13 protein-coding genes and 2 pseudogenes are annotated in these 16,839 nt (G+C 71.7%); 10 read left to right on the forward strand and 5 right to left on the reverse strand.

Annotation, left to right across the window (positions count from 1 at the left end; all coding sequences use genetic code 11):
• Positions 1–129: 129 nt before the first annotated feature.
• Together mmpB and GA0115233_RS27875 are read left to right on the forward strand one after the other, a co-directional pair.
• Positions 130–258: a morphogenic membrane protein MmpB gene (gene mmpB, locus GA0115233_RS41930; protein ID WP_093723070.1), complete on the forward strand. Its 129-nt coding sequence runs from the start codon at positions 130–132 to the stop codon at positions 256–258.
• 22 nt (positions 259–280) lie between these two features.
• Positions 281–893, forward strand: a pseudogene (locus tag GA0115233_RS27875) (nucleoside triphosphate pyrophosphatase).
• Positions 894–1,111: 218 nt separating this feature from the next.
• Here the strand turns inward: GA0115233_RS27875 and GA0115233_RS27880 are convergent.
• Positions 1,112–1,585: a hypothetical protein gene (locus GA0115233_RS27880; protein WP_093723071.1), complete on the reverse strand. Its 474-nt coding sequence runs from the start codon at positions 1,583–1,585 to the stop codon at positions 1,112–1,114.
• A 383-nt stretch (positions 1,586–1,968) separates the two neighbouring features.
• Here GA0115233_RS27880 and GA0115233_RS27885 point away from each other — a divergent pair, with 383 nt between their 5' ends.
• Together GA0115233_RS27885 and GA0115233_RS27890 are read left to right on the forward strand one after the other, a co-directional pair.
• Positions 1,969–3,741, forward strand: coding sequence for an acetyl/propionyl/methylcrotonyl-CoA carboxylase subunit alpha (locus GA0115233_RS27885; protein WP_093723072.1), 1,773 nt, complete (start codon positions 1,969–1,971; stop codon positions 3,739–3,741).
• Between the two features lie 182 nt (positions 3,742–3,923).
• A complete protein-coding gene (locus GA0115233_RS27890) occupies positions 3,924–4,472 on the forward strand; it encodes a TetR/AcrR family transcriptional regulator (RefSeq protein ID WP_093723109.1) in 549 nt (182 codons plus the stop codon).
• 42 nt (positions 4,473–4,514) lie between these two features.
• Here the strand turns inward: GA0115233_RS27890 and GA0115233_RS27895 are convergent, their stop codons facing one another.
• Both GA0115233_RS27895 and GA0115233_RS27900 read right to left on the reverse strand, forming a co-directional pair.
• Positions 4,515–5,450, reverse strand: a complete 936-nt coding sequence (locus GA0115233_RS27895; RefSeq protein ID WP_093723073.1) for a DeoR/GlpR family DNA-binding transcription regulator — start codon at positions 5,448–5,450, stop codon at positions 4,515–4,517.
• A gap of 166 nt (positions 5,451–5,616) precedes the next feature.
• Positions 5,617–7,071, reverse strand: a pseudogene (locus GA0115233_RS27900) (NAD(P)H-quinone dehydrogenase); the annotation flags it as partial.
• 91 nt (positions 7,072–7,162) lie between these two features.
• Between GA0115233_RS27900 and GA0115233_RS27905 the strand changes: the two are divergent.
• The 3 genes from GA0115233_RS27905 to GA0115233_RS27915 all read left to right on the forward strand — a co-directional run bounded on the left by GA0115233_RS27905 (position 7,163) and on the right by GA0115233_RS27915 (position 10,480).
• Positions 7,163–7,600, forward strand: a complete 438-nt coding sequence (locus GA0115233_RS27905) for a gamma-glutamylcyclotransferase (RefSeq protein ID WP_093723075.1) — start codon at positions 7,163–7,165, stop codon at positions 7,598–7,600.
• Positions 7,601–7,714: 114 nt separating this feature from the next.
• Positions 7,715–8,539 (forward strand): purine-nucleoside phosphorylase, encoded by an 825-nt coding sequence (locus GA0115233_RS27910; protein WP_093723076.1) that lies wholly within the window; start codon positions 7,715–7,717, stop codon positions 8,537–8,539.
• A 309-nt stretch (positions 8,540–8,848) separates the two neighbouring features.
• On the forward strand, positions 8,849–10,480 hold the full coding sequence (locus GA0115233_RS27915; RefSeq protein ID WP_093723077.1) for a phospho-sugar mutase: 1,632 nt from the start codon (positions 8,849–8,851) through the stop codon (positions 10,478–10,480).
• A 593-nt stretch (positions 10,481–11,073) separates the two neighbouring features.
• Here the strand turns inward: GA0115233_RS27915 and GA0115233_RS27920 are convergent.
• Both GA0115233_RS27920 and GA0115233_RS27925 read right to left on the reverse strand, forming a co-directional pair.
• Positions 11,074–12,660 (reverse strand): hypothetical protein, encoded by a 1,587-nt coding sequence (locus GA0115233_RS27920; protein ID WP_093723078.1) that lies wholly within the window; start codon positions 12,658–12,660, stop codon positions 11,074–11,076.
• 36 nt (positions 12,661–12,696) lie between these two features.
• Positions 12,697–13,401: a PH domain-containing protein gene (locus tag GA0115233_RS27925; RefSeq protein WP_093723079.1), complete on the reverse strand. Its 705-nt coding sequence runs from the start codon at positions 13,399–13,401 to the stop codon at positions 12,697–12,699.
• 113 nt (positions 13,402–13,514) lie between these two features.
• Here GA0115233_RS27925 and deoC point away from each other — a divergent pair, with 113 nt between their 5' ends.
• Genes deoC through GA0115233_RS27940 form a run of 3 tightly spaced genes read left to right on the forward strand, consistent with a single transcriptional unit; the run spans position 13,515 to position 16,799 of the window.
• Positions 13,515–14,474: a deoxyribose-phosphate aldolase gene (gene deoC, locus GA0115233_RS27930; RefSeq protein WP_093723080.1), complete on the forward strand. Its 960-nt coding sequence runs from the start codon at positions 13,515–13,517 to the stop codon at positions 14,472–14,474.
• Between the two features lie 5 nt (positions 14,475–14,479).
• Positions 14,480–15,916 carry an aldehyde dehydrogenase family protein gene (locus tag GA0115233_RS27935; protein WP_093723081.1) on the forward strand — a complete coding sequence of 479 codons (1,437 nt, stop codon included), beginning with the start codon at positions 14,480–14,482 and terminating at the stop codon, positions 15,914–15,916.
• Positions 15,909–16,799, forward strand: coding sequence for an aldehyde dehydrogenase family protein (locus GA0115233_RS27940; protein ID WP_093723082.1), 891 nt, complete (start codon positions 15,909–15,911; stop codon positions 16,797–16,799). Before GA0115233_RS27935 ends, GA0115233_RS27940 begins: the two co-directional genes overlap by 8 nt.
• The last annotated feature ends 40 nt before the right edge of the window (positions 16,800–16,839 follow it).

Genomic DNA, 16,839 nt, shown 5'->3' on the forward strand with positions numbered 1-16,839 from the left:
CCCGGACCGGCGACGTGGGCGCGTACGTACTGGCCGAGCTAGCCTTCGGCCCGGAAGCGGAACCCCGGGGCGCCAACTTGAGTACGCGTACTCAGGCGCCCCGGACCCGCCGGGCCGCAGGCTGGAGGCATGCTGTGGTCCGACCCGGAGGATGAGCCTCCACAGGAAATCCGCGACATGCAGAAGATGCTGCGGAGGCTCGGCATTCTGATGGCGCTGGCCATGGTGGTGGCGATGATCCTGACCGGGCTGCGGTGAGCGCGGCGATACGCTGATCCCCATGACCGATCAGCCGCGCCGCCGCCTCGTGTTGGCCTCCCAGTCCCCCGCCCGACTGAACCTCCTGCGCCAGGCGGGACTGGATCCGGAGGTCATCGTCAGCGGCGTGGACGAGGACGCCGTCACCGCCCCACCCCGCCGAGCTGGCGCTCGCACTGGCCGAGGCGAAGGCCTCCGTCGTCGCGGCGAAGCCGGGGGTCAAGGGCGCGCTGGTGATCGGCTGCGACTCGGTCCTCGAACTCGACGGCGAAGCGCTCGGCAAGCCCGCGGACGCCGAGGAGGCCACGGCCCGCTGGAAGTCGATGCGCGGCCGCGCGGGCACGCTCCAGACCGGCCACTGCGTCTGGGACACGGTCACCGGCCGCTACGCCTCGGCGACGGCGTCCACGGTGGTCCGCTTCGGCGACCCGACGGACGCCGAGATCGCCGCGTACGTGGCCTCCGGCGAGCCCCTGTACGTAGCCGGCGCCTTCACCTTGGACGGCCGCTCGGCCCCCTTCATCGAGGGCATCGACGGCGACCACGGCAACGTCATCGGCATCAGCCTCCCGATGCTCCGCCGCCTACTGTCCCAACTGCACGTCTCCATCACAGACCTGTGGACCACCCCTTAGGGGCGCGAGGAACTGCGCGAACAACCCCCACCACCCGCACCCGAAGAGCCGACCGATGGCCCCCAAGGGGCGCGGGGAACTGCGCGCCCAGCCCCCACCCACCCGCACCCGACGAACAACCCCTCGGGGTCGAAGGGGCGAAGCCCCTGGAGTACGGGACGGGTAGGGGCGGCGGGGGCGAGCAACACACCCCCACGACGCCGCACCCGAAAGACCCCCTACGCCGGAGCCGCCCCGTCCGCCGGATCAGGTCCGGGCTCCGGGGCCGGGGCCGGGGCCGGGACGGAGTCCGTAGGTGACGGCTGGGCGTCATACGTCATCAGCAACAGCACAATCAGCCCCAGCACCGTCACCATGAACACAAACGCCCCAACCCCCACCAGCCCCCAAGCGAACGCGCCCAGCAGCCCGTGCACCACCGCCGCACTGATCAGCAGCACCCGCCCCACCCCCGCCGCCGGCCGGTCCCGCAGAGCCACCAGCAGAGCCACCAGCGCACACAGACCGAAGTAGAGCCCGAACACAACCCCGCCGACCTTCGACGAGATCGCCATCATGTCGGAGTCCAGCCCCGCCAGGGACATGTCCTGCCGGTCCACCACCACGCCCAGGAACCACTGGACCGCGGCGATACCCAGTGCCTCGGCGAAGAGGACTATCGCGACCACCCATGCCACCGGTCTGCGCACCACCGGCCCCCACCCACTTCCGAGCGCTCCAGCGCCGTCCTAGCAGGACTGCGGTTACTCCAAGTACGTTCGAGACATCGCGAACGCTACTAACGGGTAAACCTCGGGACAAGGGTTCTGGGAGGGGCAAAGAATCGTTGGGCCATTCGTAGGGACTCCACAAAGAAACAGAGTGGCCCGCAGCACCTGATGACAGAGACCTTGACCACAGCGGACGGCTAGGGTTTCCAGGAGGAGTCCTGCGTACCGCGGTGCGACAAGGGATTTCGCGGGTCGAGCGAGCCTCGAATCACGCTCCGTGTGGGCAAGCTCACCATTGGGGACGGGTCGAAGTGCCGTGTCGGCAGTCCCTAAACTCGGCTTGTTTCAAGGAGGGAGCCTCAATCGTGCGCAAGGTGCTCATCGCCAACCGTGGCGAAATCGCTGTCCGCGTGGCCCGGGCCTGTCGGGACGCGGGTATCGCGAGCGTGGCCGTATACGCCGACCCGGACCGGGACGCTCTGCATGTCCGCGCCGCGGATGAGGCGTTCGCCCTGGGCGGTGACACCCCGGCCACCAGCTACCTGGACATGGAGAAGGTCCTCAAGGCGGCGCGCGAGTCGGGGGCGGACGCCATCCACCCCGGCTACGGCTTCCTCTCGGAGAACGCCGAGTTCGCCCAGGCGGTTCTCGACGCGGGCCTGATCTGGATCGGCCCCCCGCCGCAGGCCATCCGCGACCTCGGTGACAAGGTCGCCGCCCGGCACATCGCCCAGCGCGCCGGCGCCCCGCTGGTCGCCGGCACCCCGGACCCGGTCTCCGGCGCCGACGAGGTCGTCGCCTTCGCCCAGGAGCACGGCCTGCCGATCGCCATCAAGGCCGCCTTCGGCGGCGGCGGCCGCGGCCTGAAGGTCGCCCGCACCCTCGAAGAGGTCCCCGAGCTGTACGACTCGGCGGTCCGCGAGGCCGTCGCCGCGTTCGGCCGCGGCGAGTGCTTCGTCGAGCGCTACCTGGACAAGCCCCGCCACGTGGAGACCCAGTGCCTGGCCGACAGCCACGGCAACGTGGTCGTCGTCTCCACCCGTGACTGCTCCCTCCAGCGCCGCCACCAGAAGCTGGTCGAGGAGGCCCCGGCGCCGTTCCTGTCCGAGGAGCAGAACGCCGAGCTGTACCGCGCCTCCAAGGCCATCCTGAAGGAGGCCGGCTACGTCGGCGCCGGCACCGTCGAGTTCCTCGTCGGCCTGGACGGGACGATCTCCTTCCTGGAGGTCAACACCCGCCTCCAGGTCGAGCACCCGGTCACCGAAGAGGTCACCGGCATCGACCTGGTCCGCGAGATGTTCCGCATCGCCGACGGCGAGGAACTCGGCTACGACGACCCGCAGGTGCGCGGCCACTCCTTCGAGTTCCGCATCAACGGCGAGGACCCGGGCCGCAACTTCCTCCCGGCCCCCGGCACCGTCACCACCTTCAACGCCCCCTCCGGCCCCGGTGTCCGCCTGGACGCGGGCGTGGAGTCCGGCAGCGTGATCGGCCCGGCCTGGGACTCCCTGCTGGCCAAGCTGATCGTCACCGGCGCCACCCGCCGGCAGGCCCTTCAGCGTGCCGCGCGCGCCCTGGAGGAGTTCCAGGTCGAGGGCATGGCCACCGCCATCCCGTTCCACCGCGCGGTCGTCAAGGACCCGGCGTTCGCCCCCGAACTCACCGGCAGCCAGGACCCGTTCACGGTCCACACCCGCTGGATCGAGACCGAGTTCGTCAACGAGATCAAGCCCTTCGCCGCGCCCGCCGACACGGACACGGACGAGGAGCCGGGCCGCGAGACGGTCGTCGTCGAGGTCGGCGGCAAGCGCCTGGAGGTCTCGCTGCCGTCCTCGCTCGGCATGTCGCTGGCCCGTACCGGGCTCGCCGCGGGCGCCAAGCCCAAGCGCCGCGCCGCCAAGAAGTCCGGCCCCGTCGCCTCCGGCGACACCCTCGCCTCCCCCATGCAGGGCACCATCGTCAAGGTGGCCGTGGAGGAGGGCCAGGAGGTCAAGGAGGGCGACCTGGTCGTCGTCCTGGAGGCCATGAAGATGGAGCAGCCGCTCAACGCCCACAAGTCCGGCACCGTCAAGGGCCTGTCCGCCGAGGTCGGCGCGTCCGTGACCTCCGGCGCGGCGATCTGCGAGATCAAGGACTGACGGGTACGCCCGCATCGATTCGCCCGGTGGACTGGAGCCCCAGTCCACCGGGCGTTTCGCTGTCCGGGCGGTGGCATCCTGAAGACAGGGCCGGGCGCGGAGGAGAGCAGGTGGAGGCGATGGCGGGCACCGACTCGCACGGGGGCGCACGGACCGCGGCACCGCGGGCCGCTTCCCGCGTCATGCGCGCCGACGCCCGCCGCAACCACGAGCGGCTGCTCGCCGAGGCCCGCGCCGCCTTCGCCGAGCACGGCACGGAGGCGTCACTGGAGGACGTCGCCCGCCGGGCCGGGGTCGGCATCGGCACCCTGTACCGCCATTTCCCCAACCGGCACGCCCTGTTGAGCGCGGTCTTCGAGGACGCGGTGAGCGAGCTGCTGGACCGGGCCCGGGAGTTGCGTGCCGCCCCGGAGCCCTGCGCGGCCCTGGTGACCTGGCTGCGCGAGATGGTGCGGCACGCGAGCGAGTACCGGGGCCTGTCCCGGGCGCTGATGGCGGCGACCCAGGACGATTCGTCGGCGCTGGCCCGGTGCAGCGACCCCATCAGACAGGCAGGGACCGAACTGCTGAGCCGGGCCCAGCGGGCGGGCACGGTCCGCGAGGACGTGGCGATCGGGGACCTGCTCCAGCTGACCCACGCCATCGCGCTGGCGGCGGAGGCGACTCCCGGGGACGAGGAACTGGCGGACAGGCTGCTGATGCTGACCCTGCGGGGTCTGAAGCGAGCCTGACCGGGCCGTACTTACCGGCCCCGCGGATCGGCGGCCCAAGCCCTACCGGCGCCGCAGATCGGCGACCCGGGCCCGCTCGGACCCCGGAACCGGCTCGCCCAGCACGGTCGAGCGCAGTCCGCCCGGAGCCGCCCGCCTAGGGCCCGGCACGGACCTCGTCCGCCGCGCCGGGACGTCGTCACCCCCCTGGTTGCCGTTCGCCCCGGCCACGGCGATCTGCACCCCCTGATCGGCAAGGGCCTGCAGCTCGGTCTGGGCGCGGTCGTCATGGGACGGCGGCTCGTCGGTCACCAGACGGGTGATCACATCCGTGGGCACGGTCTGGAACATGGTGTCCGTGCCGAGCTTGGTGTGGTCGGCGAGGACGACGACCTCGGCGGCCGCCTGCACCAGGGCCCGGTCGACGGATGCCGAGAGCATGTTGGACGTGGACAGTCCGCGCTCGGCGGTCAGACCGCTGCCGGAGAGGAAGGCCCGGGAGACCCGCAGCCCCTGGAGGGACTGCTCGGCGCCGGAGCCGACCAGGGCGTAGTTGGAACCGCGCAGAGTGCCGCCGGTCATCACGACTTCCACCCGGTTCGCGTGGGCCAGCGCCTGGGCCACCAGCAGGGAGTTGGTGACGACGGTCAGCCCGGGGACCCGGGCCAGCCGGCGGGCCAGCTCCTGCGTGGTCGTACCGGCCCCGACCACGATGGCCTCGCCCTCTTCGACGAAGTTCGCGGCGAGGTCGGCGATGGCCGTCTTCTCGGCGGTCGCGAGATGTGACTTCTGCGGAAAGCCGGACTCCCGCGTGAACCCGCCCGGCAATACCGCACCGCCATGCCGGCGGTCGAGGAGTCCTTCTGCCTCCAGCGCGCGCACGTCCCGCCGTACGGTCACTTCGGAGGTCTGGACGACGCGGGCGAGCTCACGGAGCGACACGGCCCCGTTCGCTCGCACCATTTCGAGGATCAATTGGCGACGTTCTGCAGCGAACACGAAACTGACAGTAACCCCAACGACCGTCTGCTTTCAGCAGTTTGCGCCGAATAGCAGAAGTTGTTCGCACAGCACACCAGGAAGTGGTATAGGGCTTAAACCTGGCACCCATTCCGCACGTGCGCTCGACAACTCCCCGTGACCAGCGGGGAGTCGGGCCGGATCGTCAGACCTCGCTGCCGGCCTTGCGGTTGTGGAGCTGCCGGGCGACCTCCGCGATCGACCCCGAAAGAGACGGGTACACGGTGAACGCGTTCGCGATCTGTTCGACCGTCAGATTGTTGTCGACGGCGATCGAGATCGGATGGATCAGTTCCGAGGCGCGCGGGGCGACCACGACACCGCCGACGACGATGCCGGTGCCGGGGCGGCAGAAGATCTTCACGAAGCCGTCCCGGATGCCCTGCATCTTCGCGCGCGGGTTGCGCAGCAGGGGCAGCTTGACGACCCGGGCGTCGATCTTGCCCGCCTCGACGTCGGCCTGGGTGTAGCCGACGGTGGCGATCTCGGGGTCGGTGAAGACGTTCGAGGAGACCGTCTTCAGGTTCAGCGGGGCCACCGCGTCACCGAGGAAGTGGTACATGGCGATACGTCCCTGCATCGCCGCCACCGAGGCGAGCGCGAAGACACCGGTGACGTCACCGGCCGCGTACACGCCGGGCGCCGTGGTCCGGGAGACCCGGTCGGTCCAGATGTGCCCGGAGTCGCGGAGCCTGACCCCGGCCTCCTCCAGGCCCAGGCCCGCGCTGTTGGGGATGGCGCCGACCGCCATCAGGCAGTGGGTGCCGCTGATGACCCGGCCGTCGGCGAGGGTGACCTCGACCCGGTCGCCGACCCGCTTGGCGGCTGCGGCACGGGAGCGGGCCATCACGTTCATCCCGCGGCGGCGGAAGACGTCCTCCAGCACGGCGGCGGCGTCCGGGTCCTCACCGGGCAGCACGCGGTCGCGGGAGGAGACGAGGGTGACCCGGGAGCCGAGCGCCTGGTAGGCACCGGCGAACTCGGCGCCGGTGACACCGGAACCGACCACGATCAGCTCTTCGGGCAGCTCGGTGAGGTCGTAGACCTGGGTCCAGTTGAGGATGCGCTCGCCGTCGGGCTGGGCGTCGGGCAGCTCGCGCGGGTGACCGCCGGTGGCGATGAGCACGGCGTCGGCGACGAGGGTCTCCTCGCTGCCGTCGGCGGCGGTGACGATCACCTTGCGGGAGCCGTCGAGGGCCTGCATGCCGTCGAGCCGGCCGCGGCCGCGCATGACCCGGGCGCCCGCACGGGTGACGGAGGCGGTGATGTCGTGCGACTGGGCGAGCGCGAGGCGCTTGACCCGTCGGTTCACCTTGCCGAGGTCCACGCCGACCACACGGGCGGCCTGCTCCAGCGGCGGGGTGTCGTCGGCGACGATGATGCCGAGCTCTTCGTAGGACGAGTCGAAGGTGGTCATCACCTCAGCGGTGGCGATGAGGGTCTTCGACGGCACGCAGTCGGTGAGCACCGACGCGCCGCCGAGGCCGTCGCTGTCGACGACGGTCACCTCCGCGCCGAGCTGCGCGGCGACCAGCGCCGCTTCGTATCCGCCGGGTCCGCCACCGATGATCACGATCCGAGTCACGTACTCCATTGTCCCGCACGTGACCCCGTGCTACGTTCCGGGGCCCGCCCCGAGACCCCACCGTTACGGGAGAGGCGGCTGTTGCGCCCTGCCGTACCCTCGGTGCATGTCGCTCTACGCCGCCTACGCCACCAACCTCGACGCGCGGCTGATGACCCGCCGCGCCCCGCACTCGCCGCTGCGTGCCACCGGCTGGCTGAACGGGTGGCGGCTGACCTTCGGGGGCGAGCAGATGGGCTGGGAGGGCGCCCTGGCCACGATCGTCGAGGACCCCGCCTCCCAGGTCTTCGTCGCGCTCTACGACCTCGCTCCCATGGACGAGGAGTCGCTGGACCGCTGGGAGGGCGTCGGCCTCGGCATCTACCGCCGGGCGCGGGTGCGCGCGGTGACCCTGGACGGCGAGGAGTCGGCGTGGGTGTACGTCCTCGACGGCTACGAGGGCGGCCTGCCGTCGGCCCGGTACCTCGGCGAGATCGCCGACGCGGCGGAGTCCGCGGGCGCGCCGCACGACTATGTGATGGAGCTGCGCAAGCGCCCGTGCTGAGCGGGACCGGACCGTCCGCTTCCCGCCTTTCGTCGGAAACAACAAGACAACGATCCCCATCCCGTGGGCTCTGTCATCTACGCGCGTAGGCAATCACCGGCTACCCTCGTCGGCGTGAACGCATCTCTTCTTCCGGACGACATCCAGGGCGACCCGTACGCCGCCGCTGACGCCGCCGCCGCTCGCCTGCGCGAACTGACGGGGGCCGAGACCCACGACGTCGCCCTAGTGATGGGCTCCGGCTGGGCACCGGCCGTGGACGCCCTCGGCGAGCCCGAGGCCGAGTTCCAGGTCACCGAGCTGCCCGGTTTCCCGCCGCCCGCGGTCGAGGGCCACGGCGGCAAGATCCGCTCGTACAAGATCGGCGACAAGCGGGCGCTGGTCTTCCTCGGGCGCACCCACTACTACGAGGGCCGTGGCGTGGCCGCGGTCGCGCACGGCGTGCGTACGGCGGTGGCGGCGGGCGCCAAGACGGTCGTCCTGACCAACGGCTGCGGCGGTCTGCGCGAGGGCATGCGCCCCGGGCAGCCGGTGCTGATCAGCGACCACATCAACCTCACGGCGACCTCGCCGATCGTGGGCGCGAACTTCGTCGACCTCACGGACCTGTACTCGCCGCGGCTGCGGGCGCTGTGCAAGGAGATCGACGACACGCTGGAGGAGGGGGTGTACGCCCAGTTCCCCGGCCCGCACTACGAGACTCCCGCCGAGATCCGCATGGCCCGCGTGATCGGCGCGGACCTCGTCGGCATGTCGACGGTCCTGGAGGCCATCGCGGCGCGCGAGGCGGGGGCCGAGGTCCTCGGTATCTCCCTGGTCACCAACCTCGCCGCGGGTATGACGGGCGAGCCGCTGAACCACGAGGAGGTCCTCCAGGCGGGCCGCGACAGCGCGACCCGGATGGGCGCACTGCTGACGCAGGTACTGGGCCGCCTGTAGCCGACCCCGGACTTCTTCCGCCCCCGCCGCCCCTACCCGTCCCGTCCTGAAAGGGCTTCGCCCCTTCCACCCCGAGGGGTTGTTCGTCGGGTGCGGGCGGGTGGGGGTTGTTCGCGCAGTTCCCCGCGCCCCTTCATAGCCTGTCCGGCGCTTGAGGACGAGGCCGTTCAGGCCGATGGGGGTCCAGGGGGCGGAGCCCCCTGGACGGGGTCGAAGGGGCGGCAGCCCCTGGGGACGGGAACGGGAAGGGGCGGCGGGGGCGAGAAAAGCAACCGCCGAGACAACACCGCACACACGAGAGGGACCGACGTGCACGACGATCTCATCGCCAGGGCCAAGGCATGGCTCGCCGAGGACCCCGACGCGGACACCCGCGCCGAACTCGCCGACCTCATCGAAGCCAAGGACCACGCGGAGCTCACCGCACGCTTCTCCGGCACCCTCCAGTTCGGCACCGCCGGCCTGCGCGGCGAACTCGGCGCCGGCCCCATGCGCATGAACCGCGCCGTCGTCATCCGCGCCGCCGCCGGCCTGGCCGCGTACCTGAAGAAGCAGGGCCAGGAAGGCGGCCTCGTCGTCATCGGCTACGACGCCCGCCACAAGTCCCACGACTTCGCCCAGGACACCGCCGCCGTGATGACCGGCGCCGGCCTGCGCGCGGCGGTACTCCCCCGCCCGCTCCCCACCCCCGTCCTCGCCTACGCCATAAGGCACCTCGGCGCGGTCGCCGGCGTGGAGGTCACCGCCAGCCACAACCCGCCCCGCGACAACGGCTACAAGGTCTACCTCGGCGACGGCTCTCAGATCGTGCCCCCCGCCGACGCGGAGATCGCCGCCGAGATCGCCGCCGTCGGCTCCCTCACGGACGTCCCCCGCCCCACCGAGGGCTGGGAAACCCTGGACGACTCCGTCCTCGACGCCTACCTCGCCCGCACGGACGCCGTACTCGCCGAGGGCTCCCCGCGCACCGCCCGCACGGTGTACACGGCCATGCACGGCGTCGGCAAGGACGTCCTCCTCGCCGCCTTCGCCCGCGCGGGCTTCCCGGCCCCGGCCCTGGTCGCCGAGCAGGCCGACCCGGACCCGGAGTTCCCGACCGTCGCCTTCCCCAACCCGGAAGAGCCCGGCGCGATGGACCTCGCCTTCGCCAAGGCGCGCGAGACCGACCCTGACCTCGTCATCGCCAACGACCCCGACGCCGACCGCTGCGCCGTGGCCGTGAAGGACGGCGGCGAGTGGCGGATGCTGCGCGGCGACGAGGTCGGCGCGCTGCTCGCCGCGCACCTGGTGCGGCGCGGCGCGACCGGCACGTTCGCCGAGTCGATCGTCTCCTCCTCCCTGCTCGGCCGGATCGCGGAGGCGGCGAAGCTGCCGTACGAGGAGACGCTGACCGGCTTCAAGTGGATCGCCCGCGTGGAGGGCCTGCGCTACGGCTACGAGGAGGCCCTCGGCTACTGCGTCGACCCCGACGGCGTACGCGACAAGGACGGCATCACCGCCGCCCTCCTCATCACCGAACTGGCCTCCGAGCTGAAGGAGCAGGGCCGCACCCTGCTCGACCTCCTCGACGACCTCGCCGTGGAGCACGGGCTGCACGCCACCGACCAGCTCTCGGTGCGGGTGGAGGACCTCTCGGTCATCGCCGACGCCATGCGCCGCCTGCGCGAACAGCCGCCGACGGAACTGGCGGGCCTGGCCATCACCCGCGCCGAGGACCTCACCAAGGGCACGGACAAGCTCCCGCCCACGGACGGCCTGCGCTACACCCTGGACGGCGCCCGCGTCATCGTCCGCCCGAGCGGCACGGAGCCCAAGCTGAAGTGCTACCTGGAGGTCGTGGTCCCGGTCGCGGACCACGACGCCCTCCCGGCGGCCCGCACGAAGGCCACGGAGCTGCTGACGGCGATCAAGCGGGACCTCTCGACCGCGGCGGGCATCTGACAACCACGCCGTGACTGAAAGCTGATGGGGTGCCCCCGAGCGGGAACACCCCATCAGCTTTCAGTGGGCGAGGCAGGGGCACTGGGCCGGCATGTGGCAGATCCGAGCCAGCGACACGCCGAGCCGCAGACGCAAGGTGCGCCCGAACCCGCCCGGCACGCGCCCGAACCCGCCCATCACGCGGCCAAGCCCGCCGAAGCGGCCCTCCGCCAAGCCCGACCGACCCTCCGGCCCCGGTGGTCGGGGGCACCCATCAGCTTTGAGTTGCTGCGCCGGAGGCGCTGAGCCGCGGCGATTGGCAGACCCGGGCCACCAACACGCCGAAACGCAGTCACACAGTGCGCCCGAACCCGCCCATCAGCGCGACCGAACCCGCCGGACCGCCCTCCGCCGAAGACCAACCCCCGCCGAAGACCGACCCCCGCCGAAGACCGCCCTCCGCCACCGGACACCAACCGGCGGCCCGCCCGGCACTCGGGCCCCGGCTCCCGCCCGCCGCGCCCGGCACTCGGGCCCCCGGCCCACGAGACCCCGCCCCAGCCACAGCCCCGCCCCCAAGCAGGCGCCGGCCACGGCTCACCGCCCGCCCACCGTCACAAATTCACCCGGGCCAGCACCAGAACCGCCACCCAGCCCACAGCCAGCACCGCCGCCCACGGCCACAGCACCCGCCCGCGCTCACGTTCCTCGCTCTCGCCCGTGGGCCGCAGAGACGGGTCCTCGATCAGCGTCGTCAGCTGTGCCGCCAGCCGGTCGTACGGGTGGACCAGCCCGCGCCTGCGCTGGAGCCGCTTCCAGCCGGGTGCCGAGACCGCCCAGGACTCGCCGCCGCGCCGGCGCAGCTTCAGTTCCAGGGACTGGTGACGGGCCGAGAGGAGTTGGTCCCAGGGGATGTGGGTGACCTTGGTCAGGCCGTTGATCCACAGGCCTGAGCGGTCCGCCGTGATGCGCCACGCCAGCTTCACCGGCACCCGGGCCGCGCCCCATACGCCGATCAGGCCCACCAGGACCTGCTCCCAGAGCGCGTTGCCGGGGTCCGTGAAGGAGCGCCACCCGATCCAGACACCCCACTGCACGAGGATCAGCGTGGCCAGCGCGTCCAGCCATCCCGCCCGCCAGCGCAGTACGGGCTGTACGGGCACCGCCACCTCGGGCAGGGCCTCCTCGCTCGGCAGGACGGTCAGTGGCCGTACGGGGCCGTCCGACCGCTCCACCAGGGGCGCCTCCTCCCCGGGCTCCTCGTCCGCGCTGACCAGCACCACTTCGGCCCCGTCGTACGGCACCCCGTAGAGCACGGCCTCGCGCAGCGGACCCGGCGCGTCGTTGTCGAGCATTTCCAGGAGCGCGGCCTCGTCGTCGTCCTCGTCGGACTCGTCCCCGTCGGGCTCCTCCTCGGGGTCCACCTCACCCACCGACACCGCGAACAACGGCCGCTCCGCACGCACGTCGTCCGCCGCGAAGACCTCCGTCCGCGCCTGCGTCCCCTCGCGCACCAGCACCCGCAGCACGGGAACCGGCGCGGCGAGCAGACGCCGGGCCCGTATCCGCCCCAGCGCACCCGACACGACGATCGACAGCCCCAGCCCCGCCAGCAGGAAACCGACCGCCGGAGCGGTCCCGTCGGAGGTCAGGCCCGTCAGCGTGCCGCCGGCCGCCATCGCGACGAGCCCCCAGCCCACGAGGAATCTCCCCCGCCGCAGCGGGACCCCCGCCCCCGGCGCCGGCGCCACCGCACCCCCGGCGGCCTCCATCGCGTACGCCTTCTGCCTCCGCCGCGCCCGCAACCGCACCTCGGCGAGCACCAGCGACGCCACGGCGACGACCCCGGTCGCCACCAGCGTCGGCCACTCGATCCCCTCCACGGCGACCACCGCGGCCACGAGCGCCGGTGCCGACACCCGCACCAGCTCCGGCCGCAGCAGCACCCACAGGACCTGGAGGGGCAGCAGGGCGGCCAGGTACGGCTCCAGCCCGATGTAGCCCAGCGCGACGGCGGTGCCGCACAGGGTGAGTGTGACTACCTCGTCACGGACCCCGACAAGACGCGGCAGCAGCCACCGCGGCGGCAGTGCCGAGACCCAGCGCCGGGTCTGCTCCCCGTTCCAGGCGGGGCATCCTTCGGGTACGGCGGACTCGGCCAGCGGCCGAGGTACGGTCGGCGGAACAAGATCAGTACTCATCGTCTGCCAGACGGCGGTAGGGCGCTCACGGTTGCCTCAGCCCATCGCCAGCAGCACCACGAGCAGCACCGCCCCGGCCACCATCGGCGCGATCAGCTCGTACGCCCAGCGCACCGTGGCCTCGCCCTGCGCGGACTGCTCCTTCTCCCGCGCCTCCAGCAGTTCCCGCAGTTCGTCCATCACCTTGTCGGTCTCGGCCCGCGCGGGCTCGTTCGGGTCGACGTCACCGAGGCCGCCGCCGAGGCCGCCGCCCAGGCCGCCGAACCCGCCGAAGCCGAGTCCGCCGCCCCGGCCGCTCCGGCCACCGCCCTTGCGCTCGGCCTCGGCCCGCGCCTGCCGTCGCGCGGCCCTCTTGCGGGCCCGCAGCGACACCGGAATGGCCCACAGCTGGAACTTCCCCCCGGACTTCGCGACGACCTCATTGGAGTAACCGGAGCGCAGGGAGGCGACCTCGCCCCACGGCAGCACGATCAGCCGGAGCGGGTTGCGCACGCGCAGCCGGTCCTCGTTGGCGAAGACGGCGGGGCGGAGGGTGAAGGCGACCACCAGAGGCACGACGAGGATCAGCGTGGCCAGGGACAGCCAGGGCGTGCGCCCGTCCCCGTGGATCAGCGCGTCGATGCCCAGCCAGCCCACGAGGCCCAGCAGCAGGACGCCGCCGGTGATGCCCATGGGTGAGCGGTACACCCGGTCCCTGGTGGGTGGAACCGGCGCTGATGAGGGGTGTCCCGGGGTCGTCATGGCCCCGATTGTGCACGACGCCCCGGGCAGCGCTCATTCGCGGTGCCGACTCCGAAGATGAGCGCCCGGGGGTGTACAGCCGCTACGCGCGTAGATATGCTCGTCTGGTGACCATGCCCACCAATGCACCCACCGCAGCGATCCTCTCGGACGTCACCTCCTCCGACAGCACGCTGCGCCGCTTCCTCCACGGGCTGCCCGGCGTCGACGCGGTCGGCCTGGAGGCGCGCGCCGCCTCCCTCGGCACCCGTTCCATCAAGACGACCGCCAAGGCGTACGCCATCGACCTCGCGATCTCGATGGTCGACCTGACGACGCTGGAAGGCGCGGACACCCCGGGCAAGGTCCGGGCGCTCGGCGCCAAGGCGGTCCTCCCCGACCCGACCGACCGCACCACGCCCACCACCGCCGCGGTCTGCGTCTACCCCGACATGGTGGCCGTCGCCAAGGAGGCCGTCGCCGGTTCCGGTGTGAAGGTCGCCTCCGTCGCCACCGCGTTCCCGGCGGGCCGCGCCGCGCTGGAGGTGAAGCTGGCCGACGTCCGTGACGCCGTCGCCGCGGGCGCCGACGAGATCGACATGGTCATCGACCGTGGCGCGTTCCTCGCGGGCAAGTACCTCAAGGTCTACGACGAGATCGTCGCCGTGAAGGAGGCCTGCGGCACGAGCGCGCGTCTGAAGGTCATCTTCGAGACGGGCGAGCTGTCGACGTACGACAACATCCGCCGGGCCAGCTGGCTCGGCATGCTGGCGGGCGCCGACTTCATCAAGACCTCCACCGGCAAGGTCGCCGTCAACGCCACCCCCGCCAACACCCTGCTCATGCTGGAGGCGGTGCGCGACTTCCGCGCCCAGACCGGTGTGCAGGTCGGCGTGAAGCCCGCGGGCGGCATCCGTACGAGCAAGGACGCCATCAAGTTCCTGGTGCTCGTCAACGAGACCGCCGGCCCCGACTGGCTGGACAACCACTGGTTCCGCTTCGGCGCCTCCTCCCTCCTGAACGACCTGCTGATGCAGCGGCAGAAGCTGGCCACCGGCCGCTACTCCGGTCCCGACTACGTGACGGTGGACTGATCACCATGGCATCCGTATTCGAATACGCCCCGGCGCCCGAGTCCCGTTCGGTCGTCGACATCGCCCCGTCCCACGGCCTGTTCATCGACGGCGAGTTCGTCGAGGCCGCCGACGGCAAGGTCTTCAAGACCGTCTCCCCGAGCACCGAGGAGGTGCTCTCCGAGGTCGCCCAGGCCGGTGAGGCGGACGTCGACCGGGCCGTGCAGGCGGCCCGCAAGGCGTTCGAGAAGTGGTCGGCGCTGCCCGGTGCCGAGCGCGCCAAGTACCTCTTCCGCATCGCCCGGATCATCCAGGAGCGCAGCCGTGAGCTGGCGGTCCTGGAGACCCTGGACAACGGCAAGCCGATCAAGGAGACCCGCGACGCCGACCTGCCGCTGGTCGCCGCGCACTTCTTCTACTACGCGGGCTGGGCCGACAAGCTCGACCACGCCGGTTTCGGCGCGAACCCGCGTCCGCTGGGCGTGGCCGGCCAGGTCATCCCGTGGAACTTCCCGCTGCTGATGCTGGCGTGGAAGATCGCCCCGGCGCTGGCCACCGGCAACACCGTGGTCCTCAAGCCCGCCGAGACGACCCCGCTGTCGGCGCTGTTCTTCGCGGACATCTGCCGCCAGGCGGGCCTTCCCAAGGGCGTCGTCAACATCCTTCCCGGCTACGGCGACACGGGCGCCGCCCTGGTCGCGCACTCGGACGTGAACAAGGTGGCCTTCACCGGCTCCACCGCGGTCGGCAAGCAGATCGCGCGGACGGTCGCGGGCACCCGCAAGAAGCTCACCCTGGAACTGGGCGGCAAGGGCGCCAACATCGTCTTCGACGACGCCCCGATCGACCAGGCCGTTGAGGGCATCGTCAACGGCATCTTCTTCAACCAGGGCCAGGTCTGCTGCGCGGGCAGCCGCCTGCTGGTCCAGGAGTCGATCCAGGACGAGCTGCTGGACTCCCTCAAGCGCCGCCTGTCGACGCTGCGGCTCGGCGACCCGCTGGACAAGAACACCGACATCGGCGCGATCAACTCCGAGGAGCAGCTGGCCCGGATCACCTCGCTGGTGGAGAAGGGCGAGGCGGAGGGCGGCGAGCGCTGGTCGCCGGCCTGCGAACTGCCCGAGAGCGGCTACTGGTTCGCCCCGACGCTGTTCACCAACGTCACCCAGGCGCACACCATCGCCCGCGACGAGATCTTCGGCCCGGTGCTGTCGGTGCTGACCTTCCGTACCCCGGACGAGGCGGTCGCCAAGGCCAACAACAGCCAGTACGGCCTGTCCGCGGGCATCTGGACGGAGAAGGGCTCCCGCATCCTGGCCGTCGCGAGCAAGCTGCGCGCGGGCGTGATCTGGTCCAACACGTTCAACAAGTTCGACCCGACCTCGCCGTTCGGCGGCTACAAGGAGTCGGGCTTCGGCCGCGAGGGCGGCCGCCACGGCCTGGAGGCGTACCTCGATGTCTGATGCCACCCGACTTTCCGTCTTCAAGACCTACAAGCTGTACGTCGGGGGCAAGTTCCCCCGTTCCGAGAGCGGCCGGGTGTACGAAGTGACCGACTCCAAGGGCAACTGGCTGGCCAACGCGCCGCTCTCGTCCCGCAAGGACGCCCGTGACGCGGTGGTCGCCGCGCGCAAGGCGTTCGGCGGCTGGTCGGGGGCGACGGCGTACAACCGCGGCCAGGTGCTGTACCGGGTCGCGGAGATGCTGGAGGGCCGCCGCGAGCAGTTCGTGCGCGAGGTGGCCGACGCCGAGGGCCTGTCGAAGTCGAAGGCGGCGGCCCAGGTGGACGCGGCGATCGACCGCTGGGTCTGGTACGCGGGCTGGACCGACAAGATCGCCCAGGTCGTGGGCGGCGGAAACCCGGTCGCCGGGCCGTACTTCAACCTCTCCTCCCCCGAACCGACGGGTGTGGTGGTCGTGCTGGCCCCGCAGGAGTCGTCGTTCCTGGGCCTGGTCTCGGTGCTCGCCCCGGTGATCGCCACCGGCAACACCGCGGTCGTGATCGCCGGCGAGAAGTCCCCGCTCCCGGCCCTGTCCCTGGCCGAGGTGCTGGCCACCTCCGACGTGCCCGGCGGCGTGGTCAACGTCCTGTCGGGGCGTACGGCGGAGATCGCCACCCCGCTGGCCGCGCACCAGGACGTCAACGCGATCGACCTCGCGGGCGCCGACGAGGAGCTGGCCAAGGAGCTGGAGATCGCGGCGGCGGACAACCTCAAGCGCGTTCTCCGTCCACAGCCTGTGGATTACTCGGCGACTCCGGGCATCGACCGCATGACGGCGTTCCTGGAGACCAAGACGGTCTGGCACCCCACGGGGTCACTGGGCGCGTCCGGCTCCGCCTACTAGGAGCCCCGAGAACCGGAGAGCCGCGCCTCCCCTCCGTCCG

It is taken from the genome of Streptomyces sp. DI166 (genome assembly GCF_900091315.1).
GTDB classification, from domain to species: Bacteria; Actinomycetota; Actinomycetes; order Streptomycetales; family Streptomycetaceae; genus Streptomyces; species Streptomyces fuscus.